The organism is Leptothrix sp. (in: b-proteobacteria) (assembly GCF_965250675.1).
Taxonomy (GTDB): Bacteria; Pseudomonadota; Gammaproteobacteria; order Burkholderiales; family Burkholderiaceae_C; genus Sphaerotilus.
Map to the genome: position 1 here is coordinate 598,244 of NZ_CBDFPH010000001.1, position 19,876 is coordinate 618,119.

The following is a 19,876-nucleotide window of genomic DNA, read 5'->3' on the forward strand; positions in this document are numbered from 1 at the left end:
GTCGGCGCGGGGGCTAGAGAATACCCTGAGTCAGCGTTCGCGGCGTCGCCGGATCGAGGCTTCGATGCCGGCGGCATCGAGCCCGCAGCGCGCCATCAGCACGGCCGGGTCGCCGTGGTCGATGAACTCGTCGGGCAGGCCGAGCACCAGCACCGGCGTGGTCAGGCCGGCGGCCTGCAGCGCTTCGAGCACGGCCGAGCCGGCGCCACCCATCACGCAACCGTCTTCCACCGTGACCAGCACGTCGTGGCTGCGCGCGAGTTGTTCGACCAGCGCGGTGTCCAGTGGCTTGATGAAGCGCATGTTGGCGACGCTGGCGTCGAGCTTTTCAGCGGCGGCGAGCGCCGGGTAGAGCAGGCTGCCGAAGGCGAGGATGGCAATCCGTGGCCCGTTCGGCTGCTTGACTTCACGGCGGATTTCACCCTTGCCCCAGGGCAGTTCGTCGAGTTCTGCCAACGGGGTGGTACCGGCGCCGCTGCCACGCGGATAGCGCACGGTGACCGGGCCGTCGTGGCGCCAGCCGGTGGTGAGCGCGCGGCGCGTCTCGGCCTCGTCGGCCGGAGCGATCAGCGCCATGTTGGGAATGCAGCGCACGAAGGCGATGTCATAGGCGCCGGCATGCGTGGCGCCGTCGGCACCGACCAGGCCGGCGCGGTCGAGCGCGAACAGCACCGGCAGGTTCTGCAGCGCGACGTCGTGGATCAGCTGGTCGTAGGCGCGCTGCAGGAAGGTCGAGTAGATCGCGACCACCGGCTTGAGGCCTTCGCAGGCCATGCCGGCCGCGAACGTGACCGCGTGCTGCTCGGCGATGCCGACGTCGTGGTAGCGCTCCGGGTAACGGCGGTGGAATTCCACCATGCCCGAGCCCTCGCGCATGGCCGGCGTCACGGCGACCAGGCGCGCATCGGCCTCGGCCATGTCGCACAGCCACTGGCCGAAGATGTGGGTGAAGGTGGGCTTGGGCGCGTTGACGGGCTGGACCAGGCCCACGGCCGGGTCGAACTTGCCGGGGCCGTGGTAGGCGATCGGGTCGGCCTCGGCCAGGTCATAGCCGTAGCCCTTCTTGGTGACGACGTGCAGGAACTGCGCGCCGGGCTTGTCGCGCAGGTTCTCCAGCGTCGGGATCAGCGCGTCGAGGTCGTGGCCGTCGATCGGGCCGACGTAGTTGAAGCCGAACTCCTCGAAGATCGTGCCGGGCACGACCATGCCCTTGGCGTGCTCTTCCAGGCGGCGCGCCAGCTCGAACAGCGGCGGCGCGTTCTTGAGCACGGCCTTGGCGCTTTCGCGCGCTGCCGTGTAGAACTTGCCGCTCATCAGCCGCGCCAGGTGCTTGTTGAGCGCGCCGACTGGCGGGCTGATCGACATGTCGTTGTCGTTTAGCACCACCAGCATGTTGGGCACCTTGCCGGCGTGGGGCATGCCGGCGTTGTTGAGCGCCTCGAAGGCCATGCCGGCGGTCATGGCGCCGTCGCCGATGATGGCCACCGCGTGGCGCTTCTCGCCCTTGAACTGCGCCGCCATGGCCATGCCGAGTGCGGCCGAGATCGAGGTCGACGAGTGCGCGGTGCCGAAGTTGTCGTACGCGCTCTCGTCGCGCTTGGGGAAGCCGCTCAGGCCGCCCAGCTGGCGCAGCGTGTTCATTCGGTCGCGCCGGCCGGTCAGGATCTTGTGCGGGTAGGTCTGGTGGCCCACGTCCCACACCAGCCGGTCCTCGGGGGTGTTGAAGACGTAGTGCAGCGCGATCGTCAGCTCGACCGTGCCCAGGTTGGATGACAGGTGGCCGCCGGTGCGCGAGACGCTGTGCAGCAGGAATTCGCGCAGCTCGGTGGCGAGCTGGGGCAGTTCCTCGCGGGAGAGGCGGCGCAGATCGGCCGGCGAGTTGATGCGGGGGAGCAGCGCAGGAGCGTTCATCTCAGCGGGGCCTTGATCGGAGTGGAGTGCGGCGCTCAAGATTCACGCTCGACGATGCGGTCGGCCAGGGCGGCCAGATAGCGGCCGTCCGGCAGCTTGGCATTGCGCAGGGCCGCCTGGGCGCGCTGGTGCAGCGATTGGGCGCGGTCGCGCGCGCCTTGCAGGCCGAGCAGCGACACATAGGTGGGTTTGTTGCGGTCGGCGTCCTTGCCGGCGGTCTTGCCCAGCGTGTCGGACGGCTGGGTGACGTCCAGAATGTCGTCGACCACCTGGAACGCCAGGCCGATGGCGGCGCCGTAGTCCGACAGTGCCGCCCAGTTGCAGGCGCCGGCCGGGCCGCAGGCCGCACCCATCAGCACGCTGGCCTGCAGCAGGGCGCCAGTCTTGCGGCGGTGCATGTCCTGCAGCGTGGTTTCGTCGAGCGGCTTGCCGACGCTGTCCAGGTCGATGGCCTGGCCCCCGGCCATGCCTTCGACGCCCGATGCATGCGACAGCAGCCGGCACAGCCGGGCCTGCAGCGCGTCGGGCACGACCGCGGTGCCGTCTGCGGCGGGCGGCGGGGTGAGCACCTCGAAGGCCAGGGCCTGCATGGCGTCGCCGGCCAGCATGGCCTGGGCTTCGCCGTAACGCACATGCACGGTGGGCTTGCCGCGCCGCAGCACGTCGTTGTCCATGCAGGGCATGTCGTCGTGGACCAGCGAGTAGGCGTGGATCAGCTCGACCGCGCAGGCGGCGCGCAAGGCGGCCTCGGCGTGGGCGTTGACGGCTTGCGCGGCGGCCAGCAGCAGCAGCGGCCGCAGGCGTTTGCCGCCGTCGAGCACGCCGTAGCGCATGGCCTCGCCCAGGCCGGCCGGGGTGTCGGCCACGACGTGCTGCTCCAGCGCACGTTCCACGGCCTGCAACTGGGTCTGCGCCCAGGATTCGAATTCAGCGTCGGTCATTGTTTTTCGCCCCAGGGCTTGAGCTGCCCTTCCTCCAGGACCTTGACTTGTTGTTCGACCGCCTCAAGGCGCGAACGGCAGAACCCGAGCAGTCGGGCACCGTCCTGATAGCTTTCGAGCATCTGGTCAAGCGGCAATTGCCCGGTCTCCATCGATTGAATCAGGCGCTCCAACTCCTGCAGCGCCGCCTCGTAACTGGCCGGCTCCACCAGGGAGGTACTCGACAGGGCTGAGGCGGTGGCTTTTTTTGGCATGTGTTCAAACGCAAAGACCGCGATTGTAGGGCGCGGTCTTGCTCGCTCCTTGCAGGGGTGTCGATAGAATCCACGACCCGTTTCGGGTGGCCGCCCATTCCGTTTCCTCGTTGGCGCATCTGTTCCTGATCCGATTGTCCATCCCTTGACCAAGGGATGTCGACCGGGTCCAACCCCGTTGCATGCCGGTTCCCGCCCAGGTCCGGCGCCGCACGACGGCGGTTGTCTGGCGACATGCGCGTCTGGCGAGGGGCATGGCTCAACATTCACTTCTGGAGATCCCGGGGATCATGTCCGACCTGAGCATCACACGCGAAGCTCTGCACCGCAGCCGAACTCAATTGCCTGTCTCGAGTTACTTCGACCAGGCGCTGTTTGACAAGGAGATGCGCCAGATCTTCCCCTCGGGCCCGCGCTACGTCGGGCACGAGCTGATGGTGCCCGAGGTCGGTGACTACCAGACGCTGGCGCACGAGGGCGAAGGCCGCGCGCTGATCCGCACCGAGCACGGCGTCGAGCTGGTCTCCAACGTCTGCCGCCACCGTCAGGCCGTGATGCTCAAGGGCCGCGGCCAGACCGGCAGGAACGTGGTCTGCCCGCTGCACCGCTGGACCTACGACCTGCAGGGCCAGCTGGTCGGCGCGCCGCACTTCAAGGAAGATCCGTGCCTGAACCTGCGCAACTACCCGGTGCAGAACTGGAACGGGCTGATCTTCGAGGCGGGCGAGGGCCGCCGCAACGTCGTCACCGACCTGGCCCAGCTCGGGCCGCGTGCGCAGCTTGACTTCAGCGGCTACGTCTTCGATCGCGCCATCCAGCACGAGTGCGACTACAACTGGAAGACCTTCATCGAGGTCTATCTGGAGGACTACCACGTCGGCCCCTTCCACCCCGGCCTGGGCAACTTCGTCACCTGCGAAGACCTGCGCTGGGAAATGGGCCGCGACTACTCGGTGCAGACCGTCGGCGTGGCGCAGGGCGCGGGCAAGGCGCTGGGCAAGCCCGGCTCGGCCGTCTATGAACGCTGGCACGAGCAGGTGCTGCAGTTCCAGCGCGGCAAGACGCCCGAGCACGGCGCGATCTGGCTGACCTACTACCCGCACATCATGGTCGAGTGGTATCCCAACGTGCTGACGGTATCGACCCTGCACCCGATCGGGCCGCAGAAGACGCTCAACACGGTCGAGTTCTACTACCCCGAGGAAATCGCCGCCTTCGAGCGCGATTACGTCGAAGCCCAGCAGGCTGCCTATCTGGAGACCTGCGTCGAGGACGACGAGATCGCCCTGCGCATGGACGCCGGCCGCCGTGCGCTGATGCAGCGCGGCGACGACGAGTCCGGCCCCTACCAAAGCCCCATGGAGGACGGCATGCAGCACTTCCACGAGTGGTATCGCCGGCAGATCGGCGATGCGCTCTGAGGCGGTCATGACGCCGCTCATCAGCGCCAGCCAGCTGCGCGCCAAGCCGATGTCGGCGGCCAGCCCGCCGCTCCTGCTGCTGGACTGCCGCTTCGACCTCACCCGCCCCGCTGCCGGTCGTGAGGCTTTCGAGCAAGGCCACCTGCCGGGTGCCAGCTACGTCAACCTGGACCTTGACCTGAGTGCCCTCCCCGGGCAGGCCGTGTGCGGCGGGCGCCACCCGCTGCCGCGCCCGGAGGTGTGGGCGCATACCCTCGGCCGGCTGGGCGTGACGCCAGCCCACCGCGTCATCGCCTACGACGCCCAGGGCGGCATGTTTGCCGCACGCCTCTGGTGGATGCTGCGCTGGCTCGGCCATGAACACGTGCAGGTGCTCGACGGCGGCCTGCCCGCCTGGCTGGCCGCTGGGGGCGCGCTGGAAACAGGCGCGGGCCTGGCGCCGACGCCGGCCAGCGACTACCCGTTGCCCGCAGAACCTGGCTGCGCCACCGTCAGCGCCGACGCCCTGCACGCCGAACTTGGCCGCGGCGTGCTGATCGACGCCCGCGCGCCTGAGCGCTACCGCGGTGAGGTCGAGTCGCTCGACCCGGTCGCCGGCCATATTCCCGGTGCGCTCAACCGGCCGTTTGCCGCCAATCTCGACGCACAAGGCCACTTCCTGGCGCCCGAGGCCCTGCAGGCCGCCTTTGCGCCGCTGCTGGCCGGCCGCGTCCCGTCGGTCGTGGTGCACCAATGCGGCTCGGGCGTCACGGCGTGCCACAACCTGCTGGCGATGGAGGTGGCGGGCCTCGCCGGCTCGCGTCTTTATCCAGGCTCCTGGAGCGAGTGGTGCAGCGACGCCAGCCGGCCGGTGGCGCGCGGCTGAACCGGGCTTTGATTGAGGCGCATCAAGCCGGCCGATGAAGGGGCATCGCAAGATCTGCCCATTCATTCCGGCTTGGAGGCCTCTCATGTACAAGCGAATTCTGGTGCCCACCGACGGCTCCGACATCACCGCCAAGGCGGTCGAAACCGCCGTCAAGCTGGCGCACACCCTGGGCGCGCAACTGTTGACGCTGTCGGTCAAGGAGCCGTTTCCCTACAGCGCGGTGTCGGAGATGCAGCCGATTCCGCCGCAGGAATTCTTCGACTCGCAGGAGCGCATCGCGCTCAAGCATGTGCAGGTGGTGCTGGATGCGGCCAAAGCCGCTGGCGTGCCGTGCGAAGGCTCCACGGTGGAGGCGCTGCACCCTTGGGAGGCCATTCTTGAGCATGGCAAGGTCAAGGGCTGCGACCTGCTGGTGATGGGCTCGCATGGCCGACGCGGTGTCGCTGCCCTGTTGCTGGGCAGCGAAACGCAGAAGGTACTGACGCACTCGACCGTGCCGGTGCTGGTGGTTCGATAAGGCCGTCAGGCCGCCGGCGCGCCACTGCGCAGGCAGCGTCGTGAGCGGTTACTCGTCGTCGCCGCCGCCGAACATGCCACCCAGCAGGCCGCCGGTGGCGAGGCCACCGAGCATCGAGCCTTCATCGCGGCTGCCGCCGTTCTGAGGTGCTGCCGCAAAGATCCGGCTGGCCAGGCGCGAGAACGGCAGGCTCTGCAGCCAGACCGTGCCCGGGCCGGTCAGCTTGGCCAGGAACAGGCCTTCGCCGCCAAACAGCGCCGTCTTGATCTTGCCGACGTACTGGATCTCGAAGTCCACGCTCTGGGTGTAGGCCACCACGCAGCCGGTGTCGACCATCAGCGACTGGCCGGCCTGCAACTCGCGCCGAACCACCGTGCCGCCCGCATGGACGAAGGCCAGGCCATTTCCTTCGAGCTTCTGCATGATGAAGCCCTCGCCGCCGAAGAAGCCGACCGACAGCTTCTGCTGCACCGCGATGCCCAGCGACACGCCGCGCGCCGCGCACAGGAACGAGTCCTTCTGGCAGATCAGCATGCCGCCGAGCTGGCGCAGGTCCATCGGCAGGATCTTGCCGGGATAGGGCGCCGCAAACGCCACACGCTGCTTGCCGCTGCCGTTGTTGGTGTACACGGTGGTGAAGAGCGACTCGCCCGTGATCAGCCGCTTGCCCGCGCCCAGCAGCTTGCCGAAGAGGCCGCCTTGCTGCGCACGGCCGTCGCCGAACACCGTGTCCATGGCAATGCCGGCGTCCATGAACATCATGCTGCCGGCCTCGCCGATGGCGGCCTCGCCGGGGTCGAGCTCGACCTCGACGAATTGCATCTCTGCGCCTCTGATTTCGTAATCGATCACGTCCATGGCCATGGGGGCAACTCCTGCAAGACAGTTGAAAAATGATGGTTGGATCGACGGGGAATCTTAGCCAAGGCTGGGCAGAATCGCGCCATGAATCCCACCGAACTCACTGTGCTCACCGGCGCCTCGCGCGGCCTGGGGCTGGCCATGGCGCGCCAGATCCTGTCGCGCCGCGCGCCGCAAACCCTCCTCACGCTGCAGCGCCAGCCGGCGCCTGAACTGGCGTCGCTGGCGCAGGCGAACGGTCATCGCCTGCTGGCCTGGGCGGTGGATCTGGCCGAGCCGCTGGCCGTGGCGCAGCAACTGGAACAGGCGCTGGCGGCGTGGGAGGTGGCGGGCATCGACCGCGCCACGCTCATCAACAACGCCGGCGTGCTGTCCACGCCCGGGGCGGCGTCAGACACCGATGCAGCAGAGTTGGTGCGGGCGATCCGCGTCGGTCTTGAGGCACCGCTGCTGCTGATGGCGGCTTTCCTGCGCATCACGCGCAACTGGCCGGCGCGCATGCAACGCGGCGTGCGGGTGCTGAATGTGTCCTCAGGCCTGGGCCGCTACGCGATGGCCGGCAGCGCGGCCTATTGCGGCGCCAAGGCCGGGCTGGACCACGCCAGCCGCGCACTGGCGCTGGAAGAAGCGCAGCAGCCGCAGCCGGCACGCATCGTGTCGCTGGCGCCGGGCGTGATCGCCACCGACATGCAGGTGCAACTGCGCAGCCAGAGCGCCGAGCGTTTTCCGGACGGCGCGCGCTTTCAGGGCCTGCACCAGCACGGTCAGCTGGCAACGCCCGAGGAGGCCGCGACCCGCGTGCTGGCGTGGCTGGAGCGCCCCGACTTCGGCGACGTGGTGGTCGCTGATGTGCGGGACGCCTGATCGTGGATCAGTAGCCGATGAAGTCGACCTCGAACACCAGCGTGGCGTTCGGCGGGATCACGCCGCCGGCGCCGCGGGCACCGTAGCCCAGCGCCGCGGGGATGGTCAGCACGCGGGTGCCGCCGATCTTCATGCCCTGCACGCCTTCGTCCCAGCCACGGATGACCTGGCCGCCACCGAGGTGGAAGCGGAAGGGCTGGCCGCGGTCCTTGCTGGAGTCGAACTTGCGGCCGCGGTTGTTGGCCGCGGTCGGGTCGAACAGCCAGCCGGTGTAGTGAACGCTGACCTCGCGGCCCGCGACGGCGAGTTCGCCGCTGCCGGTCACGGTGTCTTCGTATTGCAGGCCGCTTTCGGTGGTGGTGCTCATGGGAATGCCTTTCGAATCAGGGGGACGGGAAAACCGAGGGCGCGATCATGCCATCGTGTCGTATCAGATCGGTCCAGGCGGCCACGGCGGCGGCCAGGGTATCGGCCACGGTGCGGGTCGTGGCGTCATCGCCTGCAGGCAACTCCAGCCCCAGTGCCATCGCCGCGTCGCTCAGCACGCGCACCGGCGCCGACACATCGACCGCTGCCGCGCCGTTCTGTTTGGAGAGCTTGTGGCCGTCCGCCGCCAGAACCAGCGGCGTGTGCAGGTAGGCCGGCGTGGCGCAGCCCAGGGCGCGCTGCAGCGTGATCTGGCGGGCGGTGTTGTCGGCCAGGTCTTCCCCGCGCACGATGTGGGTGATGCCCTGCGCGGCGTCATCGACCACCACCGCCAGCTGGTAGGCCCACAGACCGTCGGCGCGCTTGAGGACGAAGTCGCCGACCTCGCGCGCCACGTCCTGGCGTTGTGCGCCCAGGCGGCGGTCTTGCCATGCAAGGGGCGGCGGCACCACGCCACCCGGCGCGGTGTGCAGGCGCCAGGCGCGTGGGGCGCGGTCGCGTAATCCACCGTTCTCAGGCCGACAGGTGCCGGGGTAGACGCGCTCGCCGTGGCGTTCGTGCGCGATGCCTTGCGCCTGCAACGCGGCTTCGATGTCGCGCCGCGTGCAGGCGCAGCCGTAGGCGCGGCTGCGGTCGACCAGCGTCTGCAGCGCGGCGGCGTAGGCGGCATCGCGCTGGGACTGGAACCACGGCGGCGCGTCGGGTTGCAGGCCGCAGGCGGCGAGCTGGCGCAGGATTTCGGCGGTGGCGCTGGCGCTGCAGCGCGGCGTGTCGACGTCTTCGATGCGCACCAGCCAGCCCCCGCCGTGGGCACGGGCGTCCAGCCATGAGGCGAGTGCGGCGACCATCGAGCCGGCGTGCAGTGCGCCGGTGGGCGAGGGCGCGAAGCGCCCGGTGTAGCCGCCTGCGCTCATCACACTGGTCACTCGCCTCAGAGGATCAGGCCGGCGTGCTGTTCCAGCAGCGCACGGCGCGTGGTGGGGCGCTCCAGCTGCTGCAGCCACCAGCCCAGCGCGCGGCCTTGCGCGGCGCTGCGGCGCCAGGCGTAGTGCAGCTCGATCTCGCGGCCGGGTTCCTCGGTCTCCAGCAGCACCAGCCGGCCGGCTTCGACCTGGCGGCGCACCAGCGTCTCGGGCAGCCGGCCGCAGCCCAGGCCACGGATCTGCGCTTCGAGCTTGGCCGCCAGCGACGGCACGGTCAGTACGTCCTGGCCCGACTGCACGCCCACCGTGATGGGCGCCAGCCGCTGCGCCGAATCGGCGATGGCGACGATGCGGTGCCGCGCGATGGTGTCGGCGCACAGCGGCGCGGTTTCCTGCGCCAGCGGATGGTGCGGCGCCACCGCCAGCACCATGCGCAGGTGGCCGAGCGCGGCGGTCTGGATGTCGTCTTCGGCGCTGCTGGGCGGACTCACGCCGATGGCCAGGTCGGCGCGGCCCGTCACCAGTGATTCCCAGGTGCCGGCCATGACCTCGTCCATCAGCTTGAGCCGCGTCGGCGGGCCTTTGTCGGGCGTGCCGGGGGCGGATTCCACGCCGCTGGGCAGGCGGTAGAAGGCGTCGATCAGGTCGAACAGCGCGGCCGGTGCAATGATGTTGTCGACCGCAATCGCCAGCTCGGTCTCCCAGCCGGTGGCCACGCGCTGCACGCGGTTGGCCACGGCGTCCATCTGCTGCAGCAGGCGGCGGCCTTCGCGCAGCAACTCGTCACCGGCGGGCGTGAGCTGGGCCTGGCGCGAGCGGCGGTCGAACAGCAGCGCGTCCAGCGCCTCTTCCAGCTGCCGCACGCTGTAGGTCAGCGCCGAGGGCACCTTGCCCAGTTCGCGGGCGGCGGCGGCAAAACTGCCAGTGCGGGCGATGGTGTCCATCATCTGCAGGGCTTCGGGGGTGAGGGCAAGGCGGCGGTCGGGCATGGCAGGCATCTTTCAGAGCGTTTGAATGATGCCATCAGCGCTTCTCAGTCCCGGCGGGCCCCGGGCGACGCATGATCACGGTCAACCTGAGGACACCGTCATGCACATCCTGCGCAAGTCTGCCGAACGGGGCTACGCCGACCACGGCTGGCTCAAGAGCTTTCACAGTTTCTCGTTTGCCGACTACCACGACCCGGCGCACATGGGCTGGGGCAATCTGCGCGTGATCAATGAGGACCGCATCACCGCCGGCACCGGCTTCGGCACGCACGGCCACCGCGACATGGAGATCGTCAGCTACGTGCTCTCGGGCGAGCTGGCGCACAAGGACAGCATGGGCAACGGCGCGGCCATCCGTCCCGGCGAAGTCCAGCGCATGACCGCCGGCACCGGCGTGCGCCACAGCGAGTTCAACCACGCCCAGGACGCGACCACGCACTTCCTGCAGATCTGGCTGCTGCCGGCCGCACGCGACCTGGCGCCCGGCTACGAGCAGCGCGACTTCCCCGTCGCCGACAAGCAGGGCCGCCTGCGCCTGGTGGCCTCGCCGCTGGACGCCGACGTGGCCGACGGCGCCGTGCGCCTGAACGCCGACGCGCGGTTGTGGGTCGGCCTGTTCGAGGCCGGTCAAACCGCGCACCTGACGCTCAACCCCGCCCGCAAGGCCTACGTCTTTCTGGCGCGCGGCCGCCTGCACGCCAACGGCGTGGCGCTGCAGGCCGGCGATGCGCTGGCGCTGGACGCTGAAGCCGCGCTCGACCTCAGTCATGGCCAGGACGCCGAAGTGCTGGTGTTCGACCTGGCAGCCTGAAGCCCTGATTTCACCGATTTTTCACCCCCTCTCACCCACCCTGAACCGGAGTTCCTCCATGAGCAAGATCGCCATCGTTTCCCACAGCGGCTACGGCCACACCGCCCGCGTCGCCCAGTTCGTGGCTGAAGGGGCCGGCGCCGAGCTGATCACCATCAACGCCGAAGGCGACATCAGCGAAGCCGACTGGGCCACGCTGGACGCGGCCGACGCCATCATCTTCGGCTCGCCGACCTACATGGGCATGGCGTCGTGGCAGTTCAAGAAGTTCGCCGACGCCACCTCCAAGCGCTGGTTCACCAGCGCCTGGAAGGACAAGGTCGCCGGTGGCTTCACCATCTCGGCCAGCCCGAGCGGCGACAAGCTCTCGACCATCCAGTACTTCATCACCCTGGCGATGCAGCAGGGCATGATCTGGGTCGGCCAGCCGGCCATGAACGACGGCAACATCAACCGCATCGGCTCCAACTCTGGCCTGATGGCGCAAGTCGGCCCGACCAGCCCGGCCGAAGACATCCCCCAGGGCGACCTGGACACCGCCAAGGCCTACGGCGCGCGCGTGGCGCAGATCACGGCCAAGCTGCGCGGCTGATCCGCATGAACCGGGCCTTCATGGCCCGACACGACGTGACATCACGGCCCGGCTTGCCCGGGCCGTTTTTCATGGCGCGCTACATTGCCGGCCCATGGACCTCATGCTGCGTTTGATACAGGTGCTGCCGCTGGCCGACTGGCTGGCGCTGGGCTGGTTTTTCATCGGCTGGGTCGGCTACGTGCACTTTGCCCGGCGGCTGGCGCAATCGCGGGTGTCGGTGCTGGGCACCACCAACCGCATCCGGGGCGAATGGATGCTGCAGACCACGCGGCGCGAGGTGCGCATCCTCGACGGTGCGGTGGCGCAGAACATGGCATCGAGCCCGAGCTTCTTCGCCTCGACCACCATCTTCATCATCGGCGGCCTGGCCGCTGCCATGGGTGCGACCGACAAGGCCAGCGAGCTGGTGCACGAACTGCCCTTCGCCGCCCGCACCACCGCGCTGGTGTTCGACCTGAAGCTGCTGGTGCTGGCGAGCCTGTTCGTCTACGCCTTCTTCCGCTTCACCTGGTCGATGCGGCAGTACAGCTTCGGCGCGCTGCTGATCGGTGCGGCGCCCAGCGCGGCAGAGTTCGGTGCCGATGAAGTCGCGCGCCAGCGCTTTGCCGACCGCGCCGGCCGCGTCATGGGGCTGGCGGCCGAGACCTTCAACGACGGCCTGCGCGCCGTCTACATGAGCTTCGCCGCCGTGCTGTGGTTCGTGTCACCGCTGGGCTTTGCGCTCGGCACCGCCGGCGTGATCGGCGTGCTCTACCGACGCGAATTTCACTCCGACGTGCTGGCCGTGCTCAACGAGCTGGAGCCGCCGGCCTGAGCCGTGGCGGCTGTCGGCGTGAGCTGCGCCCCCAGCGCTTCGCGCTGATCGAACACGAAACAGCCGCCGTGCCAGCCCGGTGCGCCCTCGGTTTCCTCAAAGTACTTCAGGATGCCGCCTTCGAGCTGGTAGACGTGCTCCAGCCCCACATCCTGCAGGTAGATCGCCGCCTTCTCGCAGCGGATGCCGCCGGTGCAGAAGCTCACCACGGTCTTGCCTTCGAGTTCGGCGCGGTGCGCCTGCACGGCAGCGGGAAAGTCGCTGAACTTGGCGATGCGCCAGTCGATCGCGCCGTCGAAGGTGCCGTGGTCGATCTCGAAGGCGTTGCGCGTGTCGAGCGTCACCACCGGTCGGCCGGCGTCGTCATGACCTTGCGCCAGCCATTGCGCCAGCACGGCGGGCGCCACGGCCGGCGCGCGCTGCGCCTCGGGGCGGATGCTGGGATGGTTCATGCGGATGATCTCGCGCTTGACCTTGACGCGCAGGTGCTTGAACGGCACCGCCGCGCTCCAGCTCTCCTTGGGCTGCAGGTCGGCCAGCCGCGGGTCGGTGTGCAGGTAGGCCATGAATTCGCGCACGCCGGCTTCCGGCCCCGCCATGAAGAGGTTGATGCCCTCTTCGGCCAGCAGCACGGTGCCTTTTAGGCGGCAGGCGGCGGCCTGGCCCTGCAGCGGCAGACGCAGGGCCTCGGCATCGGCCAGGGTGACGAATTTGTAGGTCGAGATGTTCAGGATGGGCGCATTCACGCGTTCGATTGTAGAAAACCGGCTGCGCCGGGTCGACCGGGCGGCTTCCTACAATCCGCCGATGAGCTTTGTCCACCTGCGCACCCACACCGAGTTTTCTGTTGTCGACGGCACCCTGCGGATCGACGAGGTGGTCAAGACCGCCGTCAAGGACGGCCAGCCCGCCCTGGCGATCACCGACCTGTCCAACCTGTTCGGCGCCATCAAGTTCTACAGCGCCGCGCGCAAGAAGGGCCTCAAGCCGCTGATCGGCGCTGATCTGTGGCTCGAACCCGAAGGCGTCGCTGCCGCCGGCGAGACCCGCCCGCCCAGCCGCCTGCTGCTGCTGGTGCAGGACACGCAGGGCTACCTGAACCTGTGCGAAATCATCTCGCGCGCCTGGATCACCAACGTCCAGCGCAACCAGGCCTGGGTCAAGTGGGACTGGTTGGCCGAACTCGGCGGCGGCTTGATTGCGCTGTCGGGCGGGCTGATGGGCGCCGTCGGCCAAGCGCTGGCGCAGGGCGACACCGTGCGGGCCGAAGCCACAGCGCGGCGCCTGGCCGGGCTGTTTCCGCAGCGCTTCTATCTGGAAGTGCAGCGCGCCGGCCTGGCCGGGCAGGAAGCCAACGTGCGCGCCACGGCGCAGCTGGCCGGTGCCCTGAAATTGCCGGTGGTGGCCACTCACCCGGCGCAGTTTCTGGAGCCGGACGACTTTGACGCCCATGAGGCACGGGTTTGTGTCGCCGAGGGCGAAACCCTCGCCAACCCCAAGCGCATCAAGCGTTTCGGGCGCGAGCAGTATTTCAAGAACCAGGCGCAGATGGAGGCGCTGTTTGCCGACCTGCCCAGCGCCATCGCCAACACGCTCGAAATTGCCAAGCGCTGCAACCTGACGCTGGTGCTGGGCAAGCCGCAGTTGCCCGATTTCCCGACGCCGATCCAGGCCGACGGCCAGCCGATGCCGATTGCCGAGTATTTCCGGCTCGAATCCTATGAAGGCCTGGAAGACCGCCTCAAACTGCTCTACCCGAAGGAAGCCGAGCGTGAAAAGCGCCGGCCCGAGTATGTGGAGCGGCTGGAGTTCGAGATCGGCACCATCCTGAAGATGGGGTTTCCGGGCTACTTCCTGATCGTGTCGGACTTCATCACCTGGGCCAAGAACAACGGCTGCCCGGTCGGGCCGGGCCGGGGTTCGGGCGCCGGTTCGCTGGTGGCGTATGCGCTCAAGATCACCGATCTGGACCCGCTGCAATACAAGCTGCTGTTCGAGCGCTTCCTGAACCCGGAGCGGGTGTCGATGCCTGACTTCGATATTGACTTCTGCCAGGGCAACCGCGACCGCGTCATCGATTACGTCAAAGACAAATATGGCCGCCAGGCCGTGAGCCAGATTGCCACCTTCGGCACCATGGCTGCCAAGGCCGCGCTGCGCGACATCGGCCGGGTGCTGGGCATGGGCTACGGCCACGTCGACTCGATCGCCAAGCTGATTCCGGCGCCGCCCGGCAAGAGCGTGACGCTGGCGCGCGTGCCCGAGAAGGTCGAGGACCGTGACGGCGGCGTGATCTACGCCCGCCTGGAAGCGCCCGAGCTGGAAGAGCGCGAGCAGAAGGAAGAAGAAGTCGCCGAGCTGCTGAGCCTGGCCATGCGCGTCGAAGGCATGGTGCGCAACATCGGCATGCACGCCGGCGGCGTGCTGATCGCGCCGGGCAAGATCACCGATTTCTGCCCGCAATACCAGCAGCCGGGCAGCGATTCGGCCGTCAGCCAGTACGACAAGGACGACGTCGAATCGATCGGTCTGGTCAAGTTCGACTTTCTGGGCCTGGCGACGCTGACGATTCTGGAGTTGGCCAAGGAATTCATCGTCAGCCGTTATCCGGAGCAGAGCCAGTTCAATTTCGAGACCATTCCGCTCGATGACACCAAGGTCTATCAACTGTTCTCGGAAGGGCTGACCGAGGCGGTGTTCCAGTTTGAATCGGGCGGCATGCAGCGCATGTTGCGCGACGCCAAACCCAGCCGGCTGGAGGACCTGATTGCGCTCAACGCGCTGTATCGCCCCGGCCCGATGGACCTGATCCCGAGTTTCGTCGCCCGCAAGCACGGCCGCGAGGTGGTGGAGTATCCGCACCCGCTGGTCGAGGCGGTGCTGTCGGAAACCTACGGCATCATGGTCTATCAGGAACAGGTGATGCAGACCGCGCAGGTGCTGGGCGGTTATTCGCTCGGCGGCGCCGATTTGCTGCGCCGTGCGATGGGCAAGAAAAAGGCCGAGGAAATGGCCGCCCACCGCAAGATCTTCCGCGAGGGCGCGGCCAAGAAAGACATCAGCGAAGCCAAGGCTGACGAAATCTTCGACCTGATGGAGAAATTCGCCGGCTACGGTTTCAACAAGTCGCACGCCGCCGCTTATTCACTGCTGGCGTATCACACCGCCTGGATCAAGGTTCATTACGCCGCCGAGTTCTTCGCGGCCAACATGACCATTGAAATGGATGACACCGACAAGCTCAAGGTGTTGCGGGACGATGCGCTGAAGTTCGGCATCCAGTTCGACCCGCCGGACGTGAACGTCGGCATCTACCGCTTCGAGCCGGCCCCCGGCCCGGCCGGCCGCAAGCTGATCCGCTACGGCCTGAGCGCGATCAAGGGCACCGGGCGCGGCGCCATTGACGCCATCGTGGCGGCGCGCACCGAGGGCGGGCCGTTCAAGTCGCTGTTCGACTTTGCCGCGCGCATCGACCGCAAGAGCATCAACAAGCGGGCGGTCGACGCGCTGATCAAGGCCGGCGCCTTCGACAAGCTGCATCCGCTCGGCCTGGACGGCCGCGCCCAGCTGCTGGCGAGCATCACGCTGGCATTCGACTACGCCGACACCCAGGTCGCGCACGCCGACCAGGGCGGGCTGTTCGACTTCGGCGGCGCCGACGACCACGGCAGCTCGACCCGCGAGCCCGACTACCCGAACGTGCCGACCTGGGACGTCAAGCAGCGCCTGGTGCAGGAAAAGCTTGCGCTGGGCTACTACCTCAGCGGCCACCTGTTCGATCAGGTCGAGGCCGAGGTGCGCCAGTTCGCGCGCCGCCGCATCGAAGACCTGGGCGACAGCCGCGACCCGCAGATGCTGGCGGGCATCGTCACCGACCTGCGCATCGTCAACGGCCACCGCGGCAAGGTGGCGATCTTCAAGCTCGATGACAAGACGGCGGCGGTCGAGGCCGTGGTGGCCGAGGAACTGCTCAACGCCAACAGCCTGCTGCTCAAGGACGACGAGCTGCTGCTGATGCAGGGCAAGGCGCAGCCGGACCGCTTCAGCGGTGGCATTCGTTTCAACGTGCAACAGATCTGGGATCTGCCGACGGCGCGCTGCCGCCATGGCCGTTATCTGCGCCTGCCAGTGCCCGCACAGCTGGGCGTGATCGACCAGCTGCTGCGCGACCACCCGGCGCGGCGCCAGCAGACCGACGAAGGCGAGACCACGCTGGGCGTGTCGCTGCGGCTGACGGTGGAGCGCGAGGGCGCGGTGGCCGAGGTGGAGCTTGGCGACGCTGCGCGTTTCTACCCGAGCGATGAGGCGCTCAAGCTCTGGCAGCAGGCGACCGACGGTCAGGCGCGGCTGGTGTATGTGGAAGAAAGCGCCTGAAACAGCTCGATACCCCTGCGTGTCAGCGCATCGACAGACTCCCCCGTTGTTGGACAGCACGGGGCCGTTTGGAGTTCCAGGAGCAGTAGGTATGAATCGATTGATGAAGGCCGTTCTGGCTGTCACAGGTGGCTTGGTGATGGGCGCCGCCGTGGCGGGTGGGCCGGATGTGGGCGTGTCCATCGAGATCAGCCAGCCGGGCGTGTTTGGCCGCATCGATCTGGGTCGGTTTCCGCAGCCTCAGGTGATCGTGCAGCGCCCGATCGTGATCGCACCCGCGCCGCGCATGGCGCAGCCCGAGCCGGTCTACCTGTGGGTGCCGCCGGGCCATCAGCGCAACTGGCGCCGCTACTGTGACCGCTACAACGCCTGCGGCGTACCGGTTTATTTTGTGCGGGACGGCTGGTATCGCGAGCATGTCTCGCGCGACGAAGGCCGGTATCGAGATGACCGGAGAGATGACCGCCGTGATGATCGACGCGACTGGCGCGAAGACGGTCGCCGCGATCATGGACAAGGTCACGGCCATGGCCACGGCAGAGGGCGCGGTGAGGACTGAGTCCCCTCGACGCCACCGGGCGGCCGTGGCTAGACTGGCCCCATGGAGCCACGACCCCTCTTCGACACATCAAGCCCCCCTTTGACGGGCCTGCTGCTGACCGGTGGGGGTGCCCGCGCCGCCTATCAGGTGGGCGTGCTGCAGGAACTGGCCTTGATCGGGCGTGAAGCGGGCGCTGGCACGGCCTGTCCGTTCCAGGTGATCGCCGGCACGTCGGCAGGCGCCATCAACGCAGCGGCGCTGGCTTGCCAGGCCGACCGTTATGGCGCAGCGATCGATGAGATCGTGCACGTCTGGCGCCACTTTCGCGCCGAGCAGGTCTACCGGGCCGATTCGCTGGCCGTGATCCGGACCGGTGCGCCGTGGTTGACGATGATGTCGTTCGGTTGGGCGCTGGCCCGCCTGCGCAGCATCAAGCCGCGCTCCTTGCTCGATAACAGTCCACTGCAGGATCTGCTGCAACGCATGGTGCGTTTCGATCGCCTGCCCGGGTTGATGGCGCAAGGGCATCTGCAGGCCCTGGCGGTCACGGCATCGAGCTACAGCAGCGGCCACCACGTGACTTTTTACGAAAGCAGCCGCGACCTGGTGCCCTGGACCCGCTCGCAACGCATAGCCGTGCGGGCCAAGTTGGGTGTGCCGCATTTGCTGGCCTCGGCGGCGATTCCTTTCGTTTTCCCGTCCGTGCAGCTGCAGGTGGAGGGACGTGCCGAATGGTTTGGCGACGGCTCGATGCGGCAGGCGGCGCCGATCTCGCCCGCGGTGCACCTGGGGGCACAGAAGATCCTCATCATTGGTGCAGGCCGCATGCACGAGCCGCCGGACCGGCCGGTCCGGGCCGACGGCTACCCCAGCGTAGCGCAGATTGCCGGGCACGCCTTGTCGAACATCTTTCTGGACGCCCTGGCGGTGGACGTGGAGCGGATGCAGCGCATCAACGCCACGCTGGCGCTGATGCCGCCCGAGTCGCGCGCCCACACCAGCCTGCGCCCGATCGAGTCGCTGGTGATTGCGCCCAGCCAGCGTCTTGACGATCTGGCTGGGCGACACCTTGATGCCTTGCCCCGCACCATTCGCGCCTTGTTGCGCGGCGTGGGGGTGTCAGGCCAGGGCAGCAGCGCACGGGGTGCGGCGCTGGCCAGTTACCTGCTGTTCGAGTCGGCCTACACCTGCGACCTGATGGCACTGGGTCGTGCCGACACCCAGGCCCGGCGTGACGAGGTGCTGCGCTTCTTCGGCTGGGCACCGCGTTCTGGCTGAGCCGCGTCGGACTCACTTCTTCTTGTCGATGGGTTTGGCGGCGGCTGGCGCTGCACCTGCTGCAAAAGCGCTGCTGTTGACCGTCAGGCCGGCTTCGGAGAACTTGGCGGCGTTGGCTGGCCCGACGCCCTTGATGCGCTCGATCAGGTCGTTCCAGTCCTTGAAGTTGGCCTTCTTGCGTTCGTCAAGAATCTTGCCCGACATGGCCGGACCGATCCCCTTGACCGACTCCAACTCGGCCTGCGTGGCCTTGTTGACGTCGACGGCCGCCCACAGCAAGGGCGAGTACAACGCGCTCGAACACAGCACCAGCAAGCCCATGATCAGTTTTTTCAACATGATGGAGTCCTCAGAACTTTGGATTGAGCACGCGCTGCGGAGCGCGTGGACCTTGCACCGCTGCAGCGGTGTGAAGTGAAGATAAGCGCGAGCCGACGGCCTGGGTATCGCTCTGAAGGGGGATGGCAAAATCCCTGCGGATTGCAGTAATTTCGTGCTGCTGCAAATGCTCAATGAACGACGATGGCCCTGAACGACCTTGAATGGCCCTGACACGCGCGGACTGCTTTGGATATCTCTTCCCCACCTGATTCTTCCCTGCGCGTGACCGTGCTGATCGTCACGTTCAACAGCAGCCATTGCTTGCCGGCGCTGGGTCACAGCCTGGCGACGATGCCCAAGGTGATCGTGGTGGACAACGCCAGCGGGGACGACACCGTGGCGCAGGTTGCGCATCACCTGCCGCAGGCGCGCGTGCTGGCGCAGGCGGCCAATCTGGGCTTTGGCGCTGCCAACAACCTGGGCTGGCGCGCTGCGGACACCGAGTTCGTGCTGTTGCTCAATCCGGACTGCATCACCAGCGCCGATCAGATCGCCCGCCTGGTCGAGGCGGCGGACGCCTATCCGCAAGCCAGCGTCATGGCACCCCAGCTGCTGGGGCGGCGTGGAGAGCTCGACATCAGCTATCGCTGGCGCGCCGATGGCTGGGCCTCGCGCGGGCCGGGTGCGGACGGTCCCTGCTGCGTGGGCTTCGTGTCCGGCGCCGTCATGCTGATCCGGCGCAGCGCGTTGCAGCAGGTGGCCGGTTTCGACGAAGGCTTCTTCCTGTACTACGAAGACGAAGACCTTTGCCTGCGCCTGCAGGACGAGTGCGGCCCGATCGTGGTGGCGCCCGAGTCGCAGGTTCAGCACCTGTCGCGTGGCTCGGTGGGAGGGCGGCAGTTGCTGCGCTCCGAGTTCACGCGCGGGTTTCACCATATCCAGTCCAAGTTCCGTTTCTGGCGCAAGCACCTGCAGCGCACGGTGAGCCTGCCGCGTCGTCTGGGCTATGGCCTGACCGCGGTGCTGGAAGCCTTGCTGCGCCTGCTGGTGCTCGATACCCGCCGCGCTGCCCGTTGTATCGGGCGGGTGGCCGGGGTGCTGGCTTACCGTGCCTGATCCGCTCTGCTCGTCGCCGTACCCACCGGGTCGGGCCAACCAGAACTCATT

At 67.9% G+C, this 19,876-nt stretch carries 20 protein-coding genes; 11 read left to right on the forward strand and 9 right to left on the reverse strand.

Features of this window, described 5'->3' with window-relative positions:
* Window positions 1-30: 30 nt before the first annotated feature.
* Genes dxs through xseB form a run of 3 tightly spaced genes read right to left on the reverse strand, consistent with a single transcriptional unit; the run spans window position 31 to window position 3,106 of the window.
* Entirely contained in the window at window positions 31-1,911 is a 1,881-nt protein-coding gene (gene dxs / locus AC5IG3_RS02620; RefSeq protein ID WP_491904717.1) for a 1-deoxy-D-xylulose-5-phosphate synthase, read from the reverse strand.
* Window positions 1,912-1,946: 35 nt separating this feature from the next.
* A complete protein-coding gene (locus AC5IG3_RS02625; RefSeq protein ID WP_491904718.1) occupies window positions 1,947-2,852 on the reverse strand; it encodes a polyprenyl synthetase family protein in 906 nt (301 codons plus the stop codon).
* Complete coding sequence (gene xseB / locus AC5IG3_RS02630) at window positions 2,849-3,106, reverse strand: exodeoxyribonuclease VII small subunit (RefSeq protein WP_491904719.1); 258 nt, start codon at window positions 3,104-3,106, stop codon at window positions 2,849-2,851. Before xseB ends, AC5IG3_RS02625 begins: the two co-directional genes overlap by 4 nt.
* Window positions 3,107-3,396: 290 nt before the next feature.
* Between xseB and AC5IG3_RS02635 the strand changes: the two genes are divergently transcribed.
* From AC5IG3_RS02635 to AC5IG3_RS02645, 3 genes are all read left to right on the forward strand, one after another.
* Entirely contained in the window at window positions 3,397-4,527 is a 1,131-nt protein-coding gene (locus tag AC5IG3_RS02635) for an aromatic ring-hydroxylating oxygenase subunit alpha (RefSeq protein WP_491904720.1), read from the forward strand.
* A gap of 7 nt (window positions 4,528-4,534) precedes the next feature.
* Window positions 4,535-5,392, forward strand: coding sequence for a sulfurtransferase (locus AC5IG3_RS02640; protein WP_491904721.1), 858 nt, complete (start codon window positions 4,535-4,537; stop codon window positions 5,390-5,392).
* A gap of 85 nt (window positions 5,393-5,477) precedes the next feature.
* Window positions 5,478-5,912, forward strand: coding sequence for a universal stress protein (locus tag AC5IG3_RS02645; protein ID WP_491904722.1), 435 nt, complete (start codon window positions 5,478-5,480; stop codon window positions 5,910-5,912).
* 48 nt (window positions 5,913-5,960) lie between these two features.
* On the opposite strand, the gene AC5IG3_RS02650 is transcribed toward AC5IG3_RS02645, so the two are convergent.
* Window positions 5,961-6,776: a TIGR00266 family protein gene (locus AC5IG3_RS02650; RefSeq protein WP_491904723.1), complete on the reverse strand. Its 816-nt coding sequence runs from the start codon at window positions 6,774-6,776 to the stop codon at window positions 5,961-5,963.
* A gap of 81 nt (window positions 6,777-6,857) precedes the next feature.
* Here AC5IG3_RS02650 and AC5IG3_RS02655 point away from each other — a divergent pair, with 81 nt between their 5' ends.
* The gene (locus tag AC5IG3_RS02655; RefSeq protein ID WP_491904724.1) at window positions 6,858-7,637 is read left to right on the forward strand and encodes an SDR family NAD(P)-dependent oxidoreductase; all 780 of its coding nucleotides are present in this window, start codon (window positions 6,858-6,860) and stop codon (window positions 7,635-7,637) included.
* A gap of 7 nt (window positions 7,638-7,644) precedes the next feature.
* Here AC5IG3_RS02655 and AC5IG3_RS02660 read toward each other — a convergent pair whose 3' ends face one another.
* Genes AC5IG3_RS02660 through AC5IG3_RS02670 form a run of 3 tightly spaced genes read right to left on the reverse strand, consistent with a single transcriptional unit; the run spans window position 7,645 to window position 9,975 of the window.
* Window positions 7,645-8,004 carry an FKBP-type peptidyl-prolyl cis-trans isomerase gene (locus AC5IG3_RS02660; RefSeq protein ID WP_491904725.1) on the reverse strand — a complete coding sequence of 120 codons (360 nt, stop codon included), beginning with the start codon at window positions 8,002-8,004 and terminating at the stop codon, window positions 7,645-7,647.
* A gap of 16 nt (window positions 8,005-8,020) precedes the next feature.
* Window positions 8,021-8,977: a tRNA glutamyl-Q(34) synthetase GluQRS gene (gene gluQRS / locus AC5IG3_RS02665; protein ID WP_491904726.1), complete on the reverse strand. Its 957-nt coding sequence runs from the start codon at window positions 8,975-8,977 to the stop codon at window positions 8,021-8,023.
* A gap of 17 nt (window positions 8,978-8,994) precedes the next feature.
* A complete protein-coding gene (locus AC5IG3_RS02670) occupies window positions 8,995-9,975 on the reverse strand; it encodes a LysR family transcriptional regulator (RefSeq protein ID WP_491904727.1) in 981 nt (326 codons plus the stop codon).
* A gap of 100 nt (window positions 9,976-10,075) precedes the next feature.
* Between AC5IG3_RS02670 and AC5IG3_RS02675 the strand changes: the two genes are divergently transcribed.
* The 3 genes from AC5IG3_RS02675 (at window position 10,076) to AC5IG3_RS02685 (ending at window position 12,195) form a co-directional block, all read left to right on the forward strand.
* Window positions 10,076-10,786: a pirin family protein gene (locus AC5IG3_RS02675; protein ID WP_491904728.1), complete on the forward strand. Its 711-nt coding sequence runs from the start codon at window positions 10,076-10,078 to the stop codon at window positions 10,784-10,786.
* A 58-nt stretch (window positions 10,787-10,844) separates the two neighbouring features.
* Window positions 10,845-11,378: a flavodoxin family protein gene (locus AC5IG3_RS02680; RefSeq protein WP_491904729.1), complete on the forward strand. Its 534-nt coding sequence runs from the start codon at window positions 10,845-10,847 to the stop codon at window positions 11,376-11,378.
* A gap of 94 nt (window positions 11,379-11,472) precedes the next feature.
* The gene (locus tag AC5IG3_RS02685; protein ID WP_491904730.1) at window positions 11,473-12,195 is read left to right on the forward strand and encodes a DUF599 domain-containing protein; all 723 of its coding nucleotides are present in this window, start codon (window positions 11,473-11,475) and stop codon (window positions 12,193-12,195) included.
* Here AC5IG3_RS02685 and AC5IG3_RS02690 read toward each other — a convergent pair.
* A complete protein-coding gene (locus AC5IG3_RS02690) occupies window positions 12,147-12,941 on the reverse strand; it encodes a sulfurtransferase (RefSeq protein WP_491904731.1) in 795 nt (264 codons plus the stop codon). The genes AC5IG3_RS02685 and AC5IG3_RS02690 overlap by 49 nt on opposite strands.
* Window positions 12,942-13,002: 61 nt before the next feature.
* Here AC5IG3_RS02690 and dnaE point away from each other — a divergent pair, with 61 nt between their 5' ends.
* The 3 genes from dnaE to AC5IG3_RS02705 all read left to right on the forward strand — a co-directional run bounded on the left by dnaE (window position 13,003) and on the right by AC5IG3_RS02705 (window position 18,388).
* On the forward strand, window positions 13,003-16,569 hold the full coding sequence (dnaE, locus tag AC5IG3_RS02695) for a DNA polymerase III subunit alpha (protein ID WP_491904732.1): 3,567 nt from the start codon (window positions 13,003-13,005) through the stop codon (window positions 16,567-16,569).
* A gap of 91 nt (window positions 16,570-16,660) precedes the next feature.
* A complete protein-coding gene (locus AC5IG3_RS02700; protein WP_491904733.1) occupies window positions 16,661-17,128 on the forward strand; it encodes a hypothetical protein in 468 nt (155 codons plus the stop codon).
* 42 nt (window positions 17,129-17,170) lie between these two features.
* Window positions 17,171-18,388, forward strand: coding sequence for a patatin-like phospholipase family protein (locus tag AC5IG3_RS02705; protein WP_491904734.1), 1,218 nt, complete (start codon window positions 17,171-17,173; stop codon window positions 18,386-18,388).
* 12 nt (window positions 18,389-18,400) lie between these two features.
* Here the strand turns inward: AC5IG3_RS02705 and AC5IG3_RS02710 are convergent, their stop codons facing one another.
* Entirely contained in the window at window positions 18,401-18,727 is a 327-nt protein-coding gene (locus tag AC5IG3_RS02710) for a ComEA family DNA-binding protein (RefSeq protein WP_491904735.1), read from the reverse strand.
* A gap of 228 nt (window positions 18,728-18,955) precedes the next feature.
* Here AC5IG3_RS02710 and AC5IG3_RS02715 point away from each other — a divergent pair, with 228 nt between their 5' ends.
* The gene (locus AC5IG3_RS02715; protein WP_491904736.1) at window positions 18,956-19,825 is read left to right on the forward strand and encodes a glycosyltransferase family 2 protein; all 870 of its coding nucleotides are present in this window, start codon (window positions 18,956-18,958) and stop codon (window positions 19,823-19,825) included.
* Window positions 19,826-19,876: the final 51 nt, after the last annotated feature.